The following is a 19,781-nucleotide window of genomic DNA, read 5'->3' as shown; positions in this document are numbered from 1 at the left end:
TATTCAAAAATTAAAATATAAGTTGCATTCCTTCAGCTCTAAGCAGTAATGAAATAAGTGTCATGCAAATATACGATGCAAGTAATATGCTTGTGCAAGCCATTATAATTTCAGTATTATTTGCCTTGTGTTTTTTATGCCAGAAAAATAGATATCCGGCAACAGGCATTGCATAAAAAAGAAAAGGTATTAATCCTGTCGAAATTACACCTGGTATGTTTGATAACCAGATATCAAAATGCAGAAAATGATCGAAAACATAGATTAAAACGAAAGTAAAAACAAAGCCTGTAATACTAGCTTGTATACAGATTTTTTTACCTAGTGCCGAATTAAACCAAACTCCTATGTTTACATTTTTGTATTTGAAATAGGGAAGACCAAAAAAGTATAATATTGCTGATAAAGGAATAATTACAGCGCTAAAAAAGGGATGCAAATGTAATAGCAACTCCTGTGCTCCAAGAAAATACCAGGGCGCTTTACTTGGATTCGGACTTTTTAAGGGATTTGCCTGATCAAGTAAAGGAGCCTCATAAAAAACTGCTACAATAAACAAAGCTCCAATTAAAATACTGGCTACCATTATTTCTTTCCAAAGCAGATTAGGGATAACATCCACATTTTGTTTGTTCTCGGTTTTTGGTAATGCAACTCCACCTGCTTTTCGTACCAACCAAAAATGTACGCTCATTAATACAACAAAAAGTAATGGTATAATGCCTGTATGTAGTGTGTAAAAATTAATCAATGTGTTTCCATCAACCGTATCGCTGCCGCGAAGAAGATGGGCTAAGGATTTTCCCACCAATGGAATGTATTCAACAATTTGAGTGATTACCGTTACAGCCCAGTAGGCCAATTGATCCCAGGGTAATAGATATCCTGTAAAGCTTGAGGCAAGTACTAAAAAGAACAGCAATAGGCCATAAACCCAGTTTTCAGCTCTTTTTTGGTAGATACTTTGCGAGTAGTAAACTCTTGCTAAGTGAAGGAAAGAGGCAATTACCATTAGTTTGGCCGACAAGTGATGCAAATTTCGGATGAATTGTCCAAAAAGGGTGTGATCTTTAAGACCCGATATAGAATCATAAGCTTGTTCAACAGTGGGGATGTACGAAAATCGAAGAACCAATCCGGTTAATGAAACAATAACAAACAATAATGCTAACATTCCTCCCAAACCAAAAGTTCGATTGAACTTTATTGCCCTGCTGTCAACTTTCTTTGGATGAAGATGCAATATAAACTTTTCCAGAGATGAGGGCTCTCTCTGTTCATTATCCTTATTCGTCATTACCAGAATCCGATTTTAATGTAAGACTACAAAGAAAACGAAAATGCTGCTAAACTGAAAGAAAGAGAAACAATAATGAGCTTAACTGGTTGGTAGGGGTAGGTAAAATAGTAGGAGCAATGTTTTATAGTCGAACAGCCGAACACTTGAAGAGTTGAATGGCCAGTGAAAGGCAAATGTGTTAATTACAGGTGTTTTCTTGATAGGGAACATTTAATAATCGAAAGTATTTTTTTTGAATTTTATAAAGTGAAATATTTCGGATGGTGTTCATCATTAAAAAAGGGACACCATTGGCATCCCTTTTTGGTAGAATTATTCAAAATCCAGTTCCAAGGCAAAGTCCACAGGAACTTTTTTACCTCTTTGGGAACCAGCTTTCCACTTCTCCATTTTCGAAGCAATTATCTTAGCCGCTTCAGCTGCAACATCGTTCGATTTTTTTAAGATCTGGATATTGCTTACCTCTCCCGAGGGATTTACAGTAAATCCAACTGTTGCACTGCCTTCTAATTTCTTGCTTTTGAAAAAGAATTTTTCTTTAAGATTTGCTTTTTGACGCTTTACATGTTGAGCCAATCCAACATATCCCCTAGGGTATTTGGGCATGCTTTCAACAATCACAAATTTAGTTTCGTCAGATTGGAACTTTTTAGGAATTGGTGGCGGTGGCACATCGCCTTGTTTCTTTAAGTCTTCATTCGAGATCATTATCACCTTACGGGTTAAAACAAAATCTTTATTTATCCTTCCTTGCTGCGATGAGTTTCTATCAATCACAAATGATAAGTTTTGATATCCCACAAAAGAAACAATCAATTCTAATTCATCTTTCTCGGGTAATTTTAACTCGTAAGAGCCCGACAAATCGGATACAGTACCCATCGTTGTTCCTCTAATAACAATTGATACACCAGGTATGGCACTCCCTGTTTTATCCTTAACCGTACCTTTTAATAATACGGTAGCTTGCTTGGTATTTTCATCAACAGGTTCTTTAGTCCCCGAGCTTACATCTACATACTCCTCTTTTTCTGCATCGGAAAGACTATAGGTAGCATTGCTGTTGGTCGAAATTGCCGTCTTTGTTTCCTTGTTTGCATCCAGTGCCGAAATGGTTTCGCCATCGGTGCTTGTTACAATAAAGGATGCCTCAGATTTTGCAACTTCAAAATAGGCTTCTCCTGTAAGCTTAACAACTCTCTTTGTGTTATTAAAGTTTTGTGGAAATTCAAAAGTTGAATTCTCCTGCAAATAAACCTTGCTTCCATCTTTAAGAGTTAAAAAGAATTCTTCGCCTTTAGGAACCTTAATCGTAGTGCTTTTTGCCTTGCTGTTTTGTTCTTGCAACTTGTAATTGGGCTGAGCAAACGAGTACATCAATACCGCCAAAACTGGCAGCAGCCAAATCATTCGATACAATTTACGTTTCGATGTTTTTTCTTTTGTCATCATTTTAAATCGGGTTGGGCCGAGGGCAAAGTTCAAGTAATTGGCCAGACCAATAACCTTAGTGCCCATAAGCTGATTAATTAATAAAGCCTGATACCTGACAGGTGATTGGCCCCGGGATAGTACACCATTGTCGGCCAGGTATTCATGGTTTTGTTTAATTGCGCGTTCAAACAACCATATAAATGGGTTGAACCAAAATAACACTGTTAACAGCTCTATAATGAGCAAATCGATCCAATGACGCTCTTGAATGTGCACTTTTTCGTGAGCTAAAATGTCATTTATCTCGTTTTGCTTAAAATATTCCGGATGAATTAATATCCTGTTAAAAAATGAGAATGGCATTTTAAAAGTTGTATTCTCATGCAACAAGTAATTGTCTACTTTAACAGGAGTTGTTCGAAGAATAATCTGCAAGGGTTTCCATGTTTGTATGATTAACTGCAGCAAAACTACCAGCAATCCAATGCAGTAAATTCCCAAAAGTATCCCCCAAATATCAATATCAAAACCCTGAGTTTGTTCTGCAAGCGGGTCTTGCATATTTCTTTGAAACAGATCGGCAAGCTCTGAATCCTGCATTACTTGCGGAGCAGTGGTTAATACCTCGTATCGAACCGGAAATGCAGCACAAACAACCGCCAATATCACGCTTGCAATAAGGAAAATACGATTTGCCTTAAAATGTGTCATATTGCGAAGCAACAACCAATACAGAGCGTACATGATGCTCATGCTAATCGATGCTTTGAGTAAAAAATCCAAATAAACATTCATGACTATTCTTTTTTACTGTGATCTTGCCTCATTTCTTCTTCGGCTTGTTTCATAATATTTTCCAAGTCGGAAATATCCAAATCATTTTCGCGAGCAAAAAAGCTTGCCATTTTTGGAAACGAACCATTAAAATAATTTCTTAACAGAGAGCTGAACTGAACTTTTGTGTAATCAGTTTTGCTTACCTGCGGGGTAAACAATTTTGTGTTGCCAATTTTGCGATGTTTCACAAATCCTTTCTTTTCAAGTACACTTAAAACTGTTGCTACCGTTGTGTATGCAGGCTTCGAGTCCTTAAAATTCTCGATAACTTCTTTTACCGTTCCTTCTTGTAACTGCCATAATATCTGCATGATCTGTTCTTCTGCTTTGGTAAGAGATTTGATGTCCATATGCGATTTTGATTAAAATTCTACTACAAATATAGTAGAATGTTTTTTATACGCTACTATATTTATAGTAAAAGTTTTATTTAAATAGTAAATGATAGTGGGAAAGTCTGGAAAAGTCAGGAAAAATTTTGAAAAGTTTGGATGCGTCTTAAAAAGTTTGGAAGAGTTGGGAAAAGTCAGGGCCTTCTGGCTTAAGCATAAGAAGCAACTTTCAGCTTTTGATTCGAACACAATAAAAAAAAGGGATACCAATCGGCATCCCTTTATCAAATTCAAATGATTTAACTCTTATTTTTTCTTTTTCTCAATCACCTCAACCAGGTTGATATCGAAAATCAAAGTCTCGTTTGGACCAATTTTCTTACTTCCTCTTTCGCCGTAAGCCAAATCAGAAGGAATGTATAATTTCCATTCCGATCCTTCGGGCATTAACTGCAGGGCTTCGCTCCAACCTTTAATTACACGATTAACACCAAATGCGGTAGTGTCGCCACGCTCTTTCGAGCTGTCAAAAACAGTACCATCCAATAGGGTACCGTGATACACACATTTTACACGGTCTTTTTTATCAGCAATTTTTCCATTGCCTTTTGTAATGATTTCGTATTGCAAACCGCTTTGGGTTTCGATAACCTCTTTGCGAGCTTTATTTTCCTCCAAAAACTTTTGTCCTTTTGCCAGGTTGACTTTTCCGGTTTCTGCCCTAATCGAATCTTTTATCGCTTTTTGCTGATTAAAAATCTTCCTTAAATACATGTCGGCACTCATTTCCGAGAAATATGATTTGCCATAGGCCAACTCGTTCAAAAATCCTTTGTAAAAGGCTTTATCATTTAAACCGTTAAACTGATTGTTTCTGAAATCAACATAGGTTTCGCTTAGTTTTGTTTTGGCAATTGCTCTTGCAAAATGAACAAAGGCAACAGAGTCCATTTCGAAGGGGAGTTGACTAAAATTCTTTTTAAAGTTATTGGCCTCGATATAACCCAATGCATAGCTCAAGCTATCAACACTGTTTGCAAATTTCATTTTGCCAGCTCTTGGCACTTTTTTACATGCACTAAAACATACAATAACAGCTAAAAAAGCAATAATAAGACTACTTTTCTTCATCACTTAAATATTTTATTTGGGATTAAAATTTAATGTTCTTGTCTGCAAAACCATTCTTTTCTGTCCGATCTGATTTTACATGCGAAGCGAATTTACAATTTTGAATGAAAAAATGAAAATGCCAATAAGTATAGGCAGCTATAATATTTTTGTAATTCCCGTTATCATAGCAACATATAAATGTCTGTAAGTGAATGTAAAATGATATCGATTCAGCATATCGAAACATGGTAAACTGTTGTTTTTACTAACTAAATGCTTTTCTTTTTTAAGATTTTTTAACATTATTGTGTCGAAAAATATTTAGCTTTATTTTTTATTGGTAAAATTGTAATTGATAACAATATTATTTATAAAAATAATTGCCTTTTCTACACAGGATGTATGCTTTGCGGAATATGCATTACAAAGGCCAAACTCTGATGACTTCCTTTTGAGGGAGTTAATACGATAAATATTTAATAATAAAAACTGATAACAAATGAGTAATACGGATCAGTACGCAGCCTTAAAAGATAAAATTGAGGCTATAAAAGATGAAAGTATAGTAGCAATTACAATGCCCGTAAACATTTATTTGCAAGAGGCAGAGGATATGGCGCGTTGTGCCAAAATCGATACTGCCGAACTTGCTACCATTAATGTAAGCGAAGAGCAAGTTGACGATTTGCAGGTCAGAATTGGTGCATGTCGCCAAGTGCAGTCGCTGTGGGTTGATGATCAGCACAAAACCAACGAGGCCGAGGATACGTGGGCTGACATTCAGGAGCAGGCAAATGAGTTAAAATCGGAGCTGATACACACATTTCGCTACGCATTTCGCAAAGATGAGAGTGCCCTGTCGGCAATCGCTGATATTGCCGAAGGCCGTACAAATTCTGATACCATTCAGGACTTAAACGACCTTTCGGTAGTAGGAAAAGGAAATACAGAAGCTTTAACGGCCATTAATTTTGATATAAGCAAGCTCGATACAGCTGCTGATATTGCCGTTAAGGGTGCCGATGCATTGGCTGTTGCAAATGGTAGTCGCCAGCGTGGCAGCGATACCAAAGTATTGCGCGACAAAGCCTATACTTACTTAAAAGAAGCTGTTGATGATATTCGTGCAGCAGGCAAATTTCTTTTTCGCAACGATCCTAAAAAACTAAAGGGATACACGAGTAAGTACTGGAAGAAGAAAAACAGCACGGCTCGCAAAGTCGAAGATGTTGAAACACTTGATTAAGCTAAATAACATGAGTTCGGCGTAAAATACTACTGCGAAAATGAACTCCGCTCTATGCGGAGTTTTTTTGTCTTTATAATATGTAAATCAAAAAGCTCTGTAGTACAGTAAATACCGATGCGAATCACCTACATACCCGTCCGAGTCACCTACATACCCATGCGAATCAGCCCAAATGGCATACGAATCACCTACAAGCCTATGCGAATCAGCCAAAATGGCATAAAGATCACTACAAATGCCATACGAATCACCTACCGACCAATACGAATCACTTACGAACCCATGCGAATTGAATCGTGAAAAAAATATGGAAAACTCGCAACATCAAAATAATGACTAGAACAGAAAAATTAGAAACAAAATGACTGATAGATTGAAGTGGCAAGCTCTTATTTGTAACAATTCTGGCAAAAGTTGTATAAAATGATAAGGGAATGCTGACTAGGATTTGGTACATTTAGAGCTCGGGTGTTAATCAAAGAAAATGGGAAGAATGATAAAATATTTGCTGTTTATAGTTTTGGTATTTAATTGTGCATTTGGATACGGTCAAAATCAGTTTGAAAAGGTGCTGTATATTGTTGATTCAATTCCTGTTTTTAAAGAGCCTAAAGAAGGATTTGCTTCCTTATCGAAAAGTGAAATAGATCGGGTTAATGTGGTAAAAAATAAAGACTTGATTAACCAGGCCGGCTATTCTGATTTTGATGCATTGGTGTATTTGTTTACCAAGGAGTATGCTAGCCGACCCGACAGCATAAAAAAAATTCCAACTATAAAACAGATGATCCGAAAAAAGGATGGGTGGTATCTTAAAAATAGTAATTCGGCTTATACAGGAAAGTTTATCGACTATTACCTTTCAGGAAAAATTAAGGGAGAAGGAACATTGTTTAAAGGGAGGTTAACGGGAGAAAGATTGCGTTATCATCCAAACGGAAAGGTATCAGATATTAACGAATATGAAAATGGCACCTCGAATGGTGTAGAACAAAGATTTTACGAGGATGGAACTTTAATGCAAAAGGGAAAATTTATAAGCGGAAAGAAGGTAGGAGTTTGGGAAATGTATCATCCTAATGGAAAGCTAAAGCAAAGAGCTACTTTTAATGATAATGGTAAAATGGATGGTGTATCGATTTCTTACTATTCAACAGGAGAAATAAGAGGTAAAATTACCTGTGTTAATGGTGTTTGTAAGAAAGATAAGAATACGAGTAAGGTTTACGATTTGTACAATCAGGCGCAAGCTTTATATAAACAAGGCAACTTTAAAGCCGCAATAAAAAAATACTCCAAATGTATAGAAATTAAACCCAATTGGGCCGATGGTTATTTTGCCAGAGCAACAGCGAAATTAAACAATATGAAATTCGAAGAGGCAATTATTGATTTCGATAAAACGCTTGAGATTGAACCTTACTTTACTTATGCATACTCGAATAGAGCTTTTGCCAGAATCCGCCGACACGAATTGGCTAAGGGCAGAACCTTATCCAAAACTAGGGACGTTCAATTAATGGCATCAAAAAATACTGCCATTCCTGAAACTGAGTTAAAGAAAATATGCGAAGACCTGAATAAAGCTGTTTCCTTAGGTGATAAAAATAGGATGGTTTTGGAAGCTGTTAAGAAGTATTGTGGGAAGTAATTTAAGATATCCATAACCTAAATAAATATCATGAAACAAAAAACATCCATTCTTTTAAGCATTCTATTTTCATTTATTTTACTGGTTTCTTGTTCTACATCAGCAAAACTAACGACATCGGAACAAGATGGGTTAACAGCTAAAACAGCTGTTGTGGTAAAATCAGTTAGTCACGAATACCAATGGATCAGGAAGAATTATCCAGGAAGTAAAGCACAAGGTCAAATGTTGGTGCATGAAAAAAGAAAACCTTACGACATTATTACAATAAAAACAGCCTCGGGAAAAACTATGGATATTTATTTTGACATATCCAGTTTCTTTGGGAAAGGGTTTTAGTAGGGAAGTTGTGATTCTTAGAAGTTGAATTTAAAATAGACTGTCATTAATAGTTTAAAAATGAAATATTATCTAATTACTGCATTGATCATTTTTTGCTCTTGTAAACAGAAAATCCAATTGGAAGCAAAGGCGGAAATACCAAATTCAAAACCAGTAGAGATTGGTTTTAAAAGCTGAAAAAGAAATAAAGCAGGTCGATACGATGGCTAAAAATGGAATTTCAATAAGATTCAAGGAGTTTACCTTGATAATTGATGATATTGATGTTTGGGACGAAGAAGAAGAATTAAGTAAAATTCAGACTGATACTGTGGTCGTTTATCCTGAATTAGGAGAAATGCTAAGTGGAAATTCAATGAGTATTATTGGTTGTAATTATAATACGATTGCAGTCTATCAGCGATTTGAGAATAGCATTACAATAATGAACGAAGGACCACATTGTGATATGCTAAATTGGAAACATTATACTTCAGACTGGGAACAGATTGCACATTATAATGGACTTAATTATACAGCAAATTCAATATCAGAGGAACAAATGGATAAGTTTATTCATGTTGATATTGATGAATTTAAGAACGCTGTGATGAATCATTGTGGGGAAAAATGGGCAGAATTGGTCAAGAATGTAAGTTCGGTAAAAGAATATCCATGTGGTATTGGAACAATTACAAGTAAAATTGAATTAAGAATTAGATTATCAAATTTAGGCACCTCTAAGTATACTGAGAAGATAATTAAGTTTGAAATAGCAATGGGATGTTAATTTGTGTAGAAGATTTAATGATACACGTTTTAGATATGAAACAAAATGTATAGTCCGAGCTGTTGATGTCTTCCAGTTAGGATCTTTTTCGATAGGATCTATTTTTAGATAAATTAATTTAGTTACAACCCACTCAAATAAAAGAATGAAGAGAACTATAAAATATATTGCTCATTTTGTACTATTTCTGGTTCTTACAATTGTAACTCAGGTAGGAGGCTTAGTTTACATTATTAGTCTTTTTCTATGTAATAGAATCAGAGTGGCTTTTTGGGGTAAAAGGTTTTTGTTTTTCGTCTTGCTTTATGCATTTACAATTATTTTGCTAGTTCCTTTTGTAGCACCTTGGTTTGGAAGGGAGAAGATTAAGGATAATTCAAATTTAAAGCCTGCAAGCTATGCAACAGTAATTCTAAATCGTAACTATGTGTCATCAGAAACTCAGCAATTTATTCAAGCAATTTCGAATAAACTGAAACATGAAAATCCGATGATACAAGCTCGGTATTTGGATGCATGTTTTCCTTTTTGTGATGGATTTCCACTAATTCCGCATTTAAGTCATAACGATGGCTGTAAGATTGACTTTAGTTTGGTCTATGAAGATCAGAATGGAATAATTGCTAACAAAAGTAAGTCGGTAAGTGGGTATGGAGTATTTGAAGAAGCCAAGGCAGGTGAGATTGATCAATGCAACGAGTGCTTAAAACGGGGTTATTTTCAGTATGATTATCCTAAATATGTTACATTTGGCAGGATCAACTCGGATCTGCAATTTTCCGAAAAAGGAACTAAAGGATTGGTGGAAGCAATTTTGAGCCAAAGATTAATGACCAAAATGTTTATTGAACCGCATTTAAAGCAAAGACTAAATATTAAAGATGATAGAGTGAGGTTTCATGGTTGCCAATCGGTGCGACATGACGATCATATCCATGTACAAATCAATTGATAGCAAAAAGAAATAAAAAAATCCGGGTCCCCACCCGGATTTTAATCTAACCACTAAATGTAACCTAAATCACTAATCTATGAAAAAAACTCTTGAGGTTTTTCTACACTACAAATATATTGCTCTTGAAATCTATCTGCATTAAAGGGGTGTTAAATAATTATAATTTATTTGTGTGTGCATATATGAATAGAAAAACCCCAGACCGCAAGGTCTGGGATTTTCTTTAAGCCTAAAACCTAATTTATGAAAATAACTACGATCTCTTTTGTATGGAACAAATTTAGCGTGTAAAACCGTTAAGCGAAATCAGTAATTGTTAAAATAGCCTAAAATCCGAAAAGCACTTTAAAACTCATTTCAAATTAAGCCGATTTCGATTCAAAAATATCTGCTAAGGAAGCTCTGAGAGATTGGATTGGTAGAATAGGTATAAACACGAAAAATCCCGAACGGGCATCCGGGATTCTCTCTAACCACTAATTACTAACCTAAATCTTTAATCTATGAAAAATACTATCTTTTGTAGTACATTACAAAGATATGGTAAGAATAAGTTAAGACCTGATAACAAGTGTTAAAAAAGCTTAAATGAGCCTGTGCGATATCGGCTTGAGCCAGTTTTACGACAAAAGAACATGAATATTTTTAGTCGAACTCAGCTTAAAAAGCATGGCGATTGGTTATGGAGCTTTTGGAATTTGTTGGCGGGCTGTTCGGCAAGAATTTCAATTCAATTTTTAAATTCGGAGAGAAGAATATGGATTGATTTTTTTAAGCTTATCGTAAAAATCTCTTTAAAATAGTAGTTTCCATAGCTCGTATTATTTATCTAAATTTGTGCCTTGTCAAAATCCAGAACAAATTTTAAAATTGAACCATGAATGAATCTTTACTGAAAGCTTTAATGCGTCTTTTTGCCATCATTGTTGACGAACAAAAGATGGGATTTGAAACGGCTGCAAGGGATGTTGTAGAAGTTTGGCTTCAGAAGCAGTTTAGTAATGAATGGACAGAGAAATATCTACAGGATTTTGCGAAGTATATGAAAGATTCTCATTGCGATGAAAATGGGGAGATTTGTTTTATTAATAAGCATCCGCAGGTTGAACATGTTTGCCAAAAGTTATTGGCGGAGGTTGAACAGGAGCAAAAGGTGTGGATTATGCTGCAATTGCTCGAGTTTATTGGTGAAACAGAATATGCAGGTCATGAAGAATTGGACTTGGTAAAAACGGTATCCAAAACCTTTAACATTCCCAAAAGCGAGTTTGAGTTGAGCAGGCAGTTCATGGTTGGAGACGAGCTGTCGATTCCGTTTAACGAACATTTGCTTTTAATCGATAACAATTCAGATTGGAATCATGAGGTGGTAAAGCATATTTATAGTTCTAAACTTCGTGGAAGGATATTTATTCTGCATTTGGAAAGTACCAATACATTCTTAATGAAATATCTTGGCGAGTACAACCTTTTCCTTAATGGTCATAACGTAAAGGTTAACCGAGCTTACATGTTGTCATATGGTTCGGTGATCCGATCTCCCCGAATTGATCCGATCTACTACTCGCAAATCGCTTCGATATTTATCGAGAAAAAAAACCTAAGTGATTTACAGTTTGTTGCAAAAAATATAGAATTCAAATTTCCTGGTTCAAATAATGGGATTCATCCGGTAAGTTTAGAAATGAACTCGGGTCAATTGGTTGGTGTTATGGGGGGCTCGGGAACAGGTAAATCAACTCTCTTGAATGTGCTGAATGGAAACTTGACCCTGCGTCAGGGTAACATCTACATCAATGGTTATGATTTGCATCTCGACAAAGAAAAATTGCAAGGGGTAATTGGTTACGTTCCTCAAGATGATCTTTTGGTAGAGGAGTTAACGGTTTATGAGAATCTGTATTTTAATGCTAAGCTTTGTTTCGACGATACTCCGGACGAAAAGATTGAAGAGATCATTGACAATACCATTGAAGATTTTGATTTGGTTGAGGCCAGAGATCTTAAAGTGGGAGATCCTATTAATAAAGTGCTAAGCGGTGGTCAAAGAAAGCGATTAAATATTGCATTGGAGTTAATGCGCGAACCATCGGTATTGTTTGTAGATGAGCCTACTTCGGGATTATCGAGTATGGACTCCGAAAAGGTAATGCTACTGTTAAAACGTCAGGTTTTAAAAGGTAAACTGGTAATTTGCAATATTCATCAACCTTCATCCGATATTTTTAAGCTTTTAGATAAGCTGGTAATGATGGATCAAGGCGGAAAGGTAATTTATTTTGGGAATCCAATTGATGCCGTTGTTTATTTTAAAACCCAATCGCATTACGTTAAAGCTGATGAGAGTGAGTGCTTGACATGTGGTAATGTGAACTCGGAACAGATTTTACGTATTATTGAGGCCAGAATGATGAATGAGTATGGCAAGCAGATACGTAAGCGCAAGCGAAGTTCCGACGATTGGTACGAATTGTATAAGGAGAATATCGAGAAAAACAATAAAGTACAGAAACCCAAAAGAAAGAAATTGATTCCGAAGAATTATTTCAGCATTCCCAAGCGATGGGATCAGCTGAAAATTTATTTGTTAAGGGATATCAAGTCGAAACTAAGTAACAAGCAATACCTACTGATAACTTTATTGGAAGCGCCATTGTTAGCCGTAATTTTAGGGTATTTTACCAAATATATTAGCGGTACCGATTCAGATCAAATGATTTATGTTTTTTCGAAGAATGAAAATTTACCTTCCTTTATTTTTATGGCTGTTGTGGTAGCGCTGTTTTTGGGTCTTATTATTTCTGCCGAAGAGTTATTGCACGACAGACGAATGATTAAGCGAGAGCAGTTTTTGAATTTGAGCAGGTTTAGTTATTTAAACTCAAAGGTGATTGTTTTATTGGTAATTTCTGCTGTTCAAACTTTCTTGTTTGTAATCCTGGCCAATTCGATACTTGAAATTAAAGGCCTTACATGGGTATACTGGTTGATATTATATACCAGTTCGGCTTGTGCCAATTTAATTGGCCTGAATTTATCGGCTGGCTTAAATTCAGTGGTGGCTGTATATGTTTCGATTCCTTTTATTTTGGTTCCACAATTATTGTTTTCAGGCGTGATTGTGAATTTTAATAAACTGCATCCTGCAATTACCTCAAAAAAATATGTTCCGGCGGTTGGCGATTTAATGACATCGAGATGGGCATACGAAGCTTTGGTGGTTGAGCAGTTTAAGGACAACGAATTTGAAAAACTGTTTTTTCCTTACGAGAAAGCAATGAGTGAAGCATCATTCAGGTCGAGTTTTTTAATACCTGAAATGAAGGAAAATTACAAAGCCTGGCTAAGGACGAACAATGATAAAAATTATCGGATTTTCAAAAATGAGTTGCTTAAGTTATCAGATATTTATTTATTTCCATATGATTTTGAATTGTCGAAGCAAGCTTTAAGAGATTCTTCGGAGAAAATTAATATTTGGCTTGAGCATGTAAAACAAGCAGGATGGAAGGAGTTCAACGAAGAATCGAATCTTCGCGATAAAGCCTATGATGAGGTTATTGATGAATTGGGTGACCCTAAAAAGATCCTTGAGTTAAAAAACACCTATCACAACGAGGCCATAGAGCAAATAGCTCTTAACCGAAGAGAAATAAATAAGCTAATTAGCTACAAAGACGAACTAATACAGCTAAAAGATCCGGTTTTTAAAACGCCCGCGAGTAAAAATGGACGTGCTCATTTGTTTGCCTCACAAAAACGGGTAGGGGATTACTTAATTGATACTTTTTGGTTCAATTTGAGTATAATTTGGTTAACAACAATCCTATTTTATTTTGCCTTGTATTTTGATGTGCTGCGCAGGTTCCTGTTGTTGGTTGAAATTTTATGGGTTACCATCTTGCCTGAAGGACACTTTAGAATTAGAAGAAAACGTCAGAAATAAGAGCAAACAGTAAGTATATTTTAGTTGAACTTTCGCTAATAAAATATGTAAGGGATTAATCTTGAATTAATCCCTTTTTTAACCTCTCGATCTTTTTTTTGTATTGCAGATCCGATTTAAATGTCGTTCTCAATATACCAATTGTGATCACTGCTTTTAATTGTTTTCTTGCGTTGCAGCAAATCAAAGAATCATCTTCTTATGAAACGAGCATGATTAAACATACGGGGTAATGATATTTTTGATCTTGTGGCTTCCATCTTACAACTGAAAAAAATTAAACTGATGAAAAAATACATCCTAATTCTTCTAAGTGTAATTATCGCATTACAAATGTATGCGCAAAATGAAAATTTAATCCAATTTGTTGATCCTATGATTGGAACTGATGGACACGCCCATACTTTTCCGGGTGCAACATTGCCTTTTGGAATGGTTCAGCTTAGTCCCAGCAACGATTTTAAAGAATGGGATTGGTGTTCGGGCTACCACTATAGCGACACAATTTTAAAAGGTTTTGCACATACTCATATCAGTGGTGCTGGGTTGGCAGCTTTAGGCGATATTCTGTTGATGCCAACTTATGGTCAGCTAAAAATTAAACCGGGTACAGAAGAAGATCCTGACAGTGGTTTTCGTTCGAGGTTTTCGCACGATAGGGAAGAAGCTACTGCCGGATATTATTCGGTTGTTTTGGATGATTACAATGTGAAAGTAGAATTGACTTGTACGCCAAGAGTTGGATTTCACAGGTACACTTTTAATTCTGCCGGACAAGGCAATGTAATCATTGATCCTACACACAACATCATGGAAAATGTGATGGAAACAGAAGTGGAAATTTTGTCGGATACCGAGATTCGTGGTTGGAAACATTGCAATGGAGAAGGAGGAGACAGAAAGGTGTATTTCTATGCTAAATTTTCTAAACCATTCGAAAAAAGTGGAGTAGCCATTAATGATACTATTCAAAAATCGCTTTCGAAAGTTACCAACAGAAAAGTAAAAGCTTTTGTAAGCTTTAAGTTGGAAGTAGGAGAAAAAGTGAATGTGAAAGTGGCACTATCGCACGTAAGCTACGCAGGAGCCAAGGCAAACTTTGATGCCGAGGCAGTAGGTATTACTTTTGATCAGGTATGGGCTAAAGCTAAGAATTTGTGGGAAGAAAAAATGAATAAAGTGCATATCGAAACCGATAAAATATCCGATAAAAGGAATTTTTATACAGCTCTTTATCATTCCATGATTTCTCCAAACTTAATATCTGATGTTACGGGCGAATATGTTGTGGAAGGAGAAGTTTATCACTCAGATTTTAACCAGTATAGTAATTTTTCTACATGGGATACTTATCGTGCTGTTCATCCACTAATGGCAATTATTGAGCAAGAAAAGACTACAGATTTTGTGAACTCTCTTGCATCAAGGCATTCCGATTCGAAGGTGGGATTGCCTGTGTGGGAATGTTTGGGACACGATAATGTTTGTATGATTGGTTATAGCACCGTTTCTGTAATAACCGATGCCATAATGAAAGATATACCCGGCATTGATTATCAGGCGGCTTATAATGCAATGAGAGCAGCTGCTTTCAATCTGGAAAAGCATAGCAATACCTACGATGTTAATGGAATGAACTACTATATCAAAATGGATTTTGTACCAGGCAAAATTGGTAGCTCTGTTTCGAAAACAACAGAATACAATTATTACGATTGGTGTATCAGTCAAGTAGCTCGTAAGCTTGCTAAAAATGATGATATGCACTTGTTCAGGCAAAGATCGAAAGGATATAGAAATTTGTTTGATAGGAAGTCGGGCTATCTGCTGCCAAAACTTCAGAATGGGAAATTGGTTGAGGTGGATATGAGCAAATGGGACGGACTGGTGCATAACTATGTATCCGGAAACATTTGGGGATATTCTTCATATGTACCGCATGATATGGGCTATTTAATTCGCTTGCATGGAGGATACCACAAGTTTGCTTCATGGTTGGACGAAATATTTACAGATACAACAGAGATTGGAGGTTCGCAGCATGTAGATATTTCTGGTTTTATTGGCAAATATGGGCATGGTGATGAGCCATCGCACCAGATGCCTTATTTGTATGTTCATGCTGGCCAGCCGTGGAAAACTCAAAAAAGAGTAAGAGAAATACTTACTCGTTTTTATCATGATCATCCGGCAGGTTTAAATAATAATGATGATTTAGGCCAAATGTCGTCTTGGTATATTTTTGGCGCATTAGGTTTTTATCCGGTTTGTCCGGGAAGCAACCAGTATCAGGTTGGTTCGCCCGCATATCAAAAAGCTAGTATCAATCTTGAAAATGGCAATGTGTTTACAGTTGTAGCAAAAAACAATTCCGATCAGAATGTTTACATACAATCTGCAAAATTTAATGGTGAAGAATACACTAAGCCATTTATCACATATCAACAAATAAAAAATGGAGGAGAATTGGTTTTTGAAATGGGCAATCAACCCAATAAGAATTGGGGTAATGCTAAGGCTGATTTGGAAGAAATGTACGGGATGAAATCCTTGGATGATTATAAGCTTCATGAAGAAAAACAGGTGTTAATGCCTTACAGCAATGACTCTACCTTTAGTTTCGAAAAAAGTAAATGGGTTGAGCTGTTATGCAATACTGAAGGAGCTGAAATTAGATATACCATCGATGGATCTGAACCGAATCTGAAATCTCAAAAATATGAACATCCTGTACAAATTCGAAAAGATGCGATGGTAAAGGCTAAAGCATTTAAAAAAGGCTTGAAAGAAAGTGGAACTTTTATAGTACAGTATTTAAAGGGAATCCCATTTAATGCCGAGACTGGTTATCCAAAAGTAACTGTTGAAGGCAATGATATTGGCTATGGGAATAAAACAGGTGTTTTGTTATTGGATGGAGGATTTGGTTCGACCACTTTTAACGATGGTTTCTGGACCGGGATTGACTTAAAGGATATGAATGTTGATATTGATCTTGGTACAACAAGAAGTATTTCAGAAGTTAAACCAGGAATTTTAATTTATCCGGGGGCATGGATTTTTAATCCTAATAAGATTGAAGTTTACGTTTCTAACGATCAGGAAAACTATCATTTGATAAAAAATATTAGCATGGACTCTCCCGAAGATGAACGCAGATTTATTGTAAGACCATCAATTCAATTCCAAGCAGTAAAATGTAGATTCATTAAAGTGAAATTTAAGAATGGGCCAATTCCCGATTGGCATATGGCAGGAGGTAGAAAGCATTGGATTTTTGTGGATGAAATCCTAATCAATTAACTGATTAACATCAAATATTTTGATCTTTCCGGAATTAATTGGGAATTAAATAAAATTTAATCGGCAAAATTTAAATTCTCAGCTCGATTGGTTTATGATTATTGTAATCTGATTTATTACCAGTTTTTATTAAAAACGAGTCTCCAATTGTTTGGAATATACCACAACTAAGAAAAGTTTAAATATCATGAAAAAGCTAAGTTATTTAATCGGAATGATTGCTTTGGTTATTTCAGCTTGTCAAGCCAAACAAGCTAAAAAGGACGAAATAAAGATGAATCCTTTGGCCGAAGAAGTAAAAATGGAATTTGTGCGAAGCTGGGAGGCATACAAAAAATATGCATGGGGGCATGATGTGTTACTGCCTTTATCTAAATCTTATCAGAATTGGTATAAAGAATCCTTGCATATTTCACCAATTGATGCCTATAGTACAATGAAAGTAATGGGGTTGGACGAGCAGGCTAAAGAAGTTGAGAAATATGTGATTGATAGTATTAGTTGGGACAAAGATTTGTTCGTGAAAACTTTTGAGGTAAATATCCGAATTATGGGTGGTTTACTTGCGATGTATGAATATACATACGATCCAAAGCTTTTATTAAAGGCTGAGGATTTTGGGAAGAGAATGCTAAAAGCCTTTGATTCGCCTACAGGATTGCCTTATTACTGGGTAAACCTAAAAACGGGGGAAACAAAGGGGAGCAAGATTAACTTGGCCGAAGCAGCTTCTTATATGCTTGAGTTGGGGATATTAAGTTATTATACCGGAGACCCGATTTATTATCAAACTGCTAAGAAAGCAAATATGGCCATTTGGGAGCGCCGCTCTGACATTAATCTTGTGGCCGATTTAATTGATGTGGAGACTGGTGAGTGGTTAAATGATCATTCTCACATTTGTTCGGGAGCCGATTCATACTATGAGTATCTGTACAAAAGTATGCTGTTGTTTGGAGATAAAGATTCGCAAAAAATGTGGGATGAAAGTATTAAGGCCATTAATAATTATGTTGCTGATGAATCGGAAGAAACTTTGTGGTATGGTCGTGTTAATATGAATACTGCCAAACGAGATTGTATCGATCCACATACGGGACGTCAGTTGGCGAAGGTGGTTACTTTGTATGACGCATTTTTCCAATCTATTCTTGCTTTAAATGGAGATTTGAGAAGAGCTGAAAAAACTCAGGATACATGGAACAAACTTTGGAATAAATACGGATTGGAACCAATGATTTACGATTATCAACAAGAAGAACCTACATATCCTGTATATGATCTAAATCCTGAAATTATCGAGTCGGCTTATTACTTGTATCACATTACTGGCAAGAAAAAGTTTTACAACATGGTTGATCAGTATTGGTCGGATATCAAAAAATATTGTAGAACCGAAATAGCTTTTTCATCAGTTGAAGATGTGAGAACCATGGAGAAAAAAGATTATATGCCAACATTCTTTTTTGCAGAAACATTAAAGTACTTGTACCTGACTTTCACAAAAGAAACCGGCGTATTTAATTTAGATGATTATGTTTTTAATACAGAGGCTCATCCTTTTGCTAAAAATTCTTTTGATTCTGCGAAGGTAAAAACGAATCTGGGATTGGAGTAAAAAAAGAATTTTGCTGGCATACAAATCAATACAAATCTTGCAACGAGAACAAGTCTATCATCTCAAAGGTGTTTGATGCTTTTTCTTGAGTGAGGGTATAAACCATTGAGAGTCTCATTTTGAATGAGACTCTCAGGTCTGGATTTTTGCTTTTCCCAGTGCTTGGTTTTATTAGACTTGGCGCTCCTTTCGGCCTTTTACATTTGTATTTCTGCACTTAATTGGTATTCAGAATTCAAAAATTAGAATCGAATTTAGGTGGTTACAAATGCTTCAAAATATCTTCGGCATTTGATCTGTTCTTGTAATCAGGATCGTAGTGAACGTATTTCACTTTTCCGTTTTTTCCAATGATGTAAGTCGCGGGTACGGGTAGTAATTGGTCGTTGTTTCCATTTGCTACAGTTAAATCTATTCCATACCCTTTGTATTTCTTTTGCAGATTTTCAGGGAGCATAAATTCAACAGCATATTCTTTCATAATTTTACTGTCTTTGTCATACAAAATGGGGTAATGGGCATTTGTTTTTTTTACTGTTTTGCTTACGTTTACCGGAACTTCAGGAGATATTGCAAGCAATTGCGCACCTGCTTGTTTAAAATCTTCAACATGATCTTGAAGGTGAGAAAGGTGTTTGTTACACAATGGGCACCATTGGCCTCGGTAGAACACAACAATCAATTGCTCATTTTTTAAAATATCAGAACTTTTCACAACATTTCCATGCTGATCTTTTGCCTTAAACATTGGTGCTTTATCGCCAACTTTAACCGTACTATTTTCTCTTTGACCGTAGCTTGTAAAACTGATTAGTAGTATTAATAATCCAATTAACTTTTTCATGATTTATCAATTTTTAAATAAAACACAAATTAGTCTTTTATTTTTTTAGTGTTAGCGGTAAGACGTTCTAACAGGTGTTAAAGATGTG

The 19,781-nt window shown here is 35.8% G+C and carries 13 protein-coding genes; 8 read left to right on the top strand and 5 right to left on the bottom strand.

Annotated elements, in window-relative coordinates; genetic code table 11:
- Nucleotides 1-10 precede the first annotated feature (10 nt).
- The 4 genes from ACO05S_RS02865 to ACO05S_RS02850 all read right to left on the bottom strand — a co-directional run bounded on the left by ACO05S_RS02865 (nucleotide 11) and on the right by ACO05S_RS02850 (nucleotide 5,034).
- The gene (locus ACO05S_RS02865) at nucleotides 11-1,297 is read right to left on the bottom strand and encodes a cytochrome b N-terminal domain-containing protein (RefSeq protein ID WP_421920044.1); all 1,287 of its coding nucleotides are present in this window, start codon (nucleotides 1,295-1,297) and stop codon (nucleotides 11-13) included.
- 315 nt (nucleotides 1,298-1,612) lie between these two features.
- On the bottom strand, nucleotides 1,613-3,529 hold the full coding sequence (locus tag ACO05S_RS02860) for a M56 family metallopeptidase (RefSeq protein ID WP_421920043.1): 1,917 nt from the start codon (nucleotides 3,527-3,529) through the stop codon (nucleotides 1,613-1,615).
- 2 nt (nucleotides 3,530-3,531) lie between these two features.
- On the bottom strand, nucleotides 3,532-3,921 hold the full coding sequence (locus ACO05S_RS02855) for a BlaI/MecI/CopY family transcriptional regulator (protein WP_421920042.1): 390 nt from the start codon (nucleotides 3,919-3,921) through the stop codon (nucleotides 3,532-3,534).
- A gap of 288 nt (nucleotides 3,922-4,209) precedes the next feature.
- Complete coding sequence (locus tag ACO05S_RS02850) at nucleotides 4,210-5,034, bottom strand: FKBP-type peptidyl-prolyl cis-trans isomerase (protein ID WP_421920041.1); 825 nt, start codon at nucleotides 5,032-5,034, stop codon at nucleotides 4,210-4,212.
- Between the two features lie 481 nt (nucleotides 5,035-5,515).
- Between ACO05S_RS02850 and ACO05S_RS02845 the strand changes: the two genes are divergently transcribed.
- The 8 genes from ACO05S_RS02845 to ACO05S_RS02810 all read left to right on the top strand — a co-directional run bounded on the left by ACO05S_RS02845 (nucleotide 5,516) and on the right by ACO05S_RS02810 (nucleotide 18,849).
- Nucleotides 5,516-6,262: a hypothetical protein gene (locus ACO05S_RS02845; RefSeq protein WP_421920040.1), complete on the top strand. Its 747-nt coding sequence runs from the start codon at nucleotides 5,516-5,518 to the stop codon at nucleotides 6,260-6,262.
- 487 nt (nucleotides 6,263-6,749) lie between these two features.
- The gene (locus ACO05S_RS02840; RefSeq protein ID WP_421920039.1) at nucleotides 6,750-7,916 is read left to right on the top strand and encodes a tetratricopeptide repeat protein; all 1,167 of its coding nucleotides are present in this window, start codon (nucleotides 6,750-6,752) and stop codon (nucleotides 7,914-7,916) included.
- A gap of 30 nt (nucleotides 7,917-7,946) precedes the next feature.
- Nucleotides 7,947-8,255: a hypothetical protein gene (locus ACO05S_RS02835; RefSeq protein ID WP_421920038.1), complete on the top strand. Its 309-nt coding sequence runs from the start codon at nucleotides 7,947-7,949 to the stop codon at nucleotides 8,253-8,255.
- A gap of 163 nt (nucleotides 8,256-8,418) precedes the next feature.
- A complete protein-coding gene (locus tag ACO05S_RS02830; protein WP_421920037.1) occupies nucleotides 8,419-9,027 on the top strand; it encodes a hypothetical protein in 609 nt (202 codons plus the stop codon).
- A 145-nt stretch (nucleotides 9,028-9,172) separates the two neighbouring features.
- Nucleotides 9,173-9,979, top strand: coding sequence for a hypothetical protein (locus tag ACO05S_RS02825; protein WP_421920036.1), 807 nt, complete (start codon nucleotides 9,173-9,175; stop codon nucleotides 9,977-9,979).
- 880 nt (nucleotides 9,980-10,859) lie between these two features.
- Nucleotides 10,860-13,928 (top strand): ATP-binding cassette domain-containing protein, encoded by a 3,069-nt coding sequence (locus tag ACO05S_RS02820; protein ID WP_421920035.1) that lies wholly within the window; start codon nucleotides 10,860-10,862, stop codon nucleotides 13,926-13,928.
- A gap of 285 nt (nucleotides 13,929-14,213) precedes the next feature.
- Nucleotides 14,214-17,231: a GH92 family glycosyl hydrolase gene (locus tag ACO05S_RS02815; RefSeq protein WP_421920034.1), complete on the top strand. Its 3,018-nt coding sequence runs from the start codon at nucleotides 14,214-14,216 to the stop codon at nucleotides 17,229-17,231.
- Between the two features lie 187 nt (nucleotides 17,232-17,418).
- Complete coding sequence (locus ACO05S_RS02810; protein ID WP_421920033.1) at nucleotides 17,419-18,849, top strand: glycoside hydrolase family 47 protein; 1,431 nt, start codon at nucleotides 17,419-17,421, stop codon at nucleotides 18,847-18,849.
- 262 nt (nucleotides 18,850-19,111) lie between these two features.
- Here ACO05S_RS02810 and ACO05S_RS02805 read toward each other — a convergent pair whose 3' ends face one another.
- On the bottom strand, nucleotides 19,112-19,693 hold the full coding sequence (locus ACO05S_RS02805) for a peroxiredoxin-like family protein (RefSeq protein WP_421920032.1): 582 nt from the start codon (nucleotides 19,691-19,693) through the stop codon (nucleotides 19,112-19,114).
- Nucleotides 19,694-19,781 lie beyond the last annotated feature (88 nt).

This window comes from Marinifilum sp. (assembly GCF_965230805.1).
Taxonomy (GTDB): domain Bacteria; phylum Bacteroidota; class Bacteroidia; order Bacteroidales; family Marinifilaceae; genus Marinifilum.
This window is presented reverse-complemented; position numbering and strand designations above follow the sequence as displayed.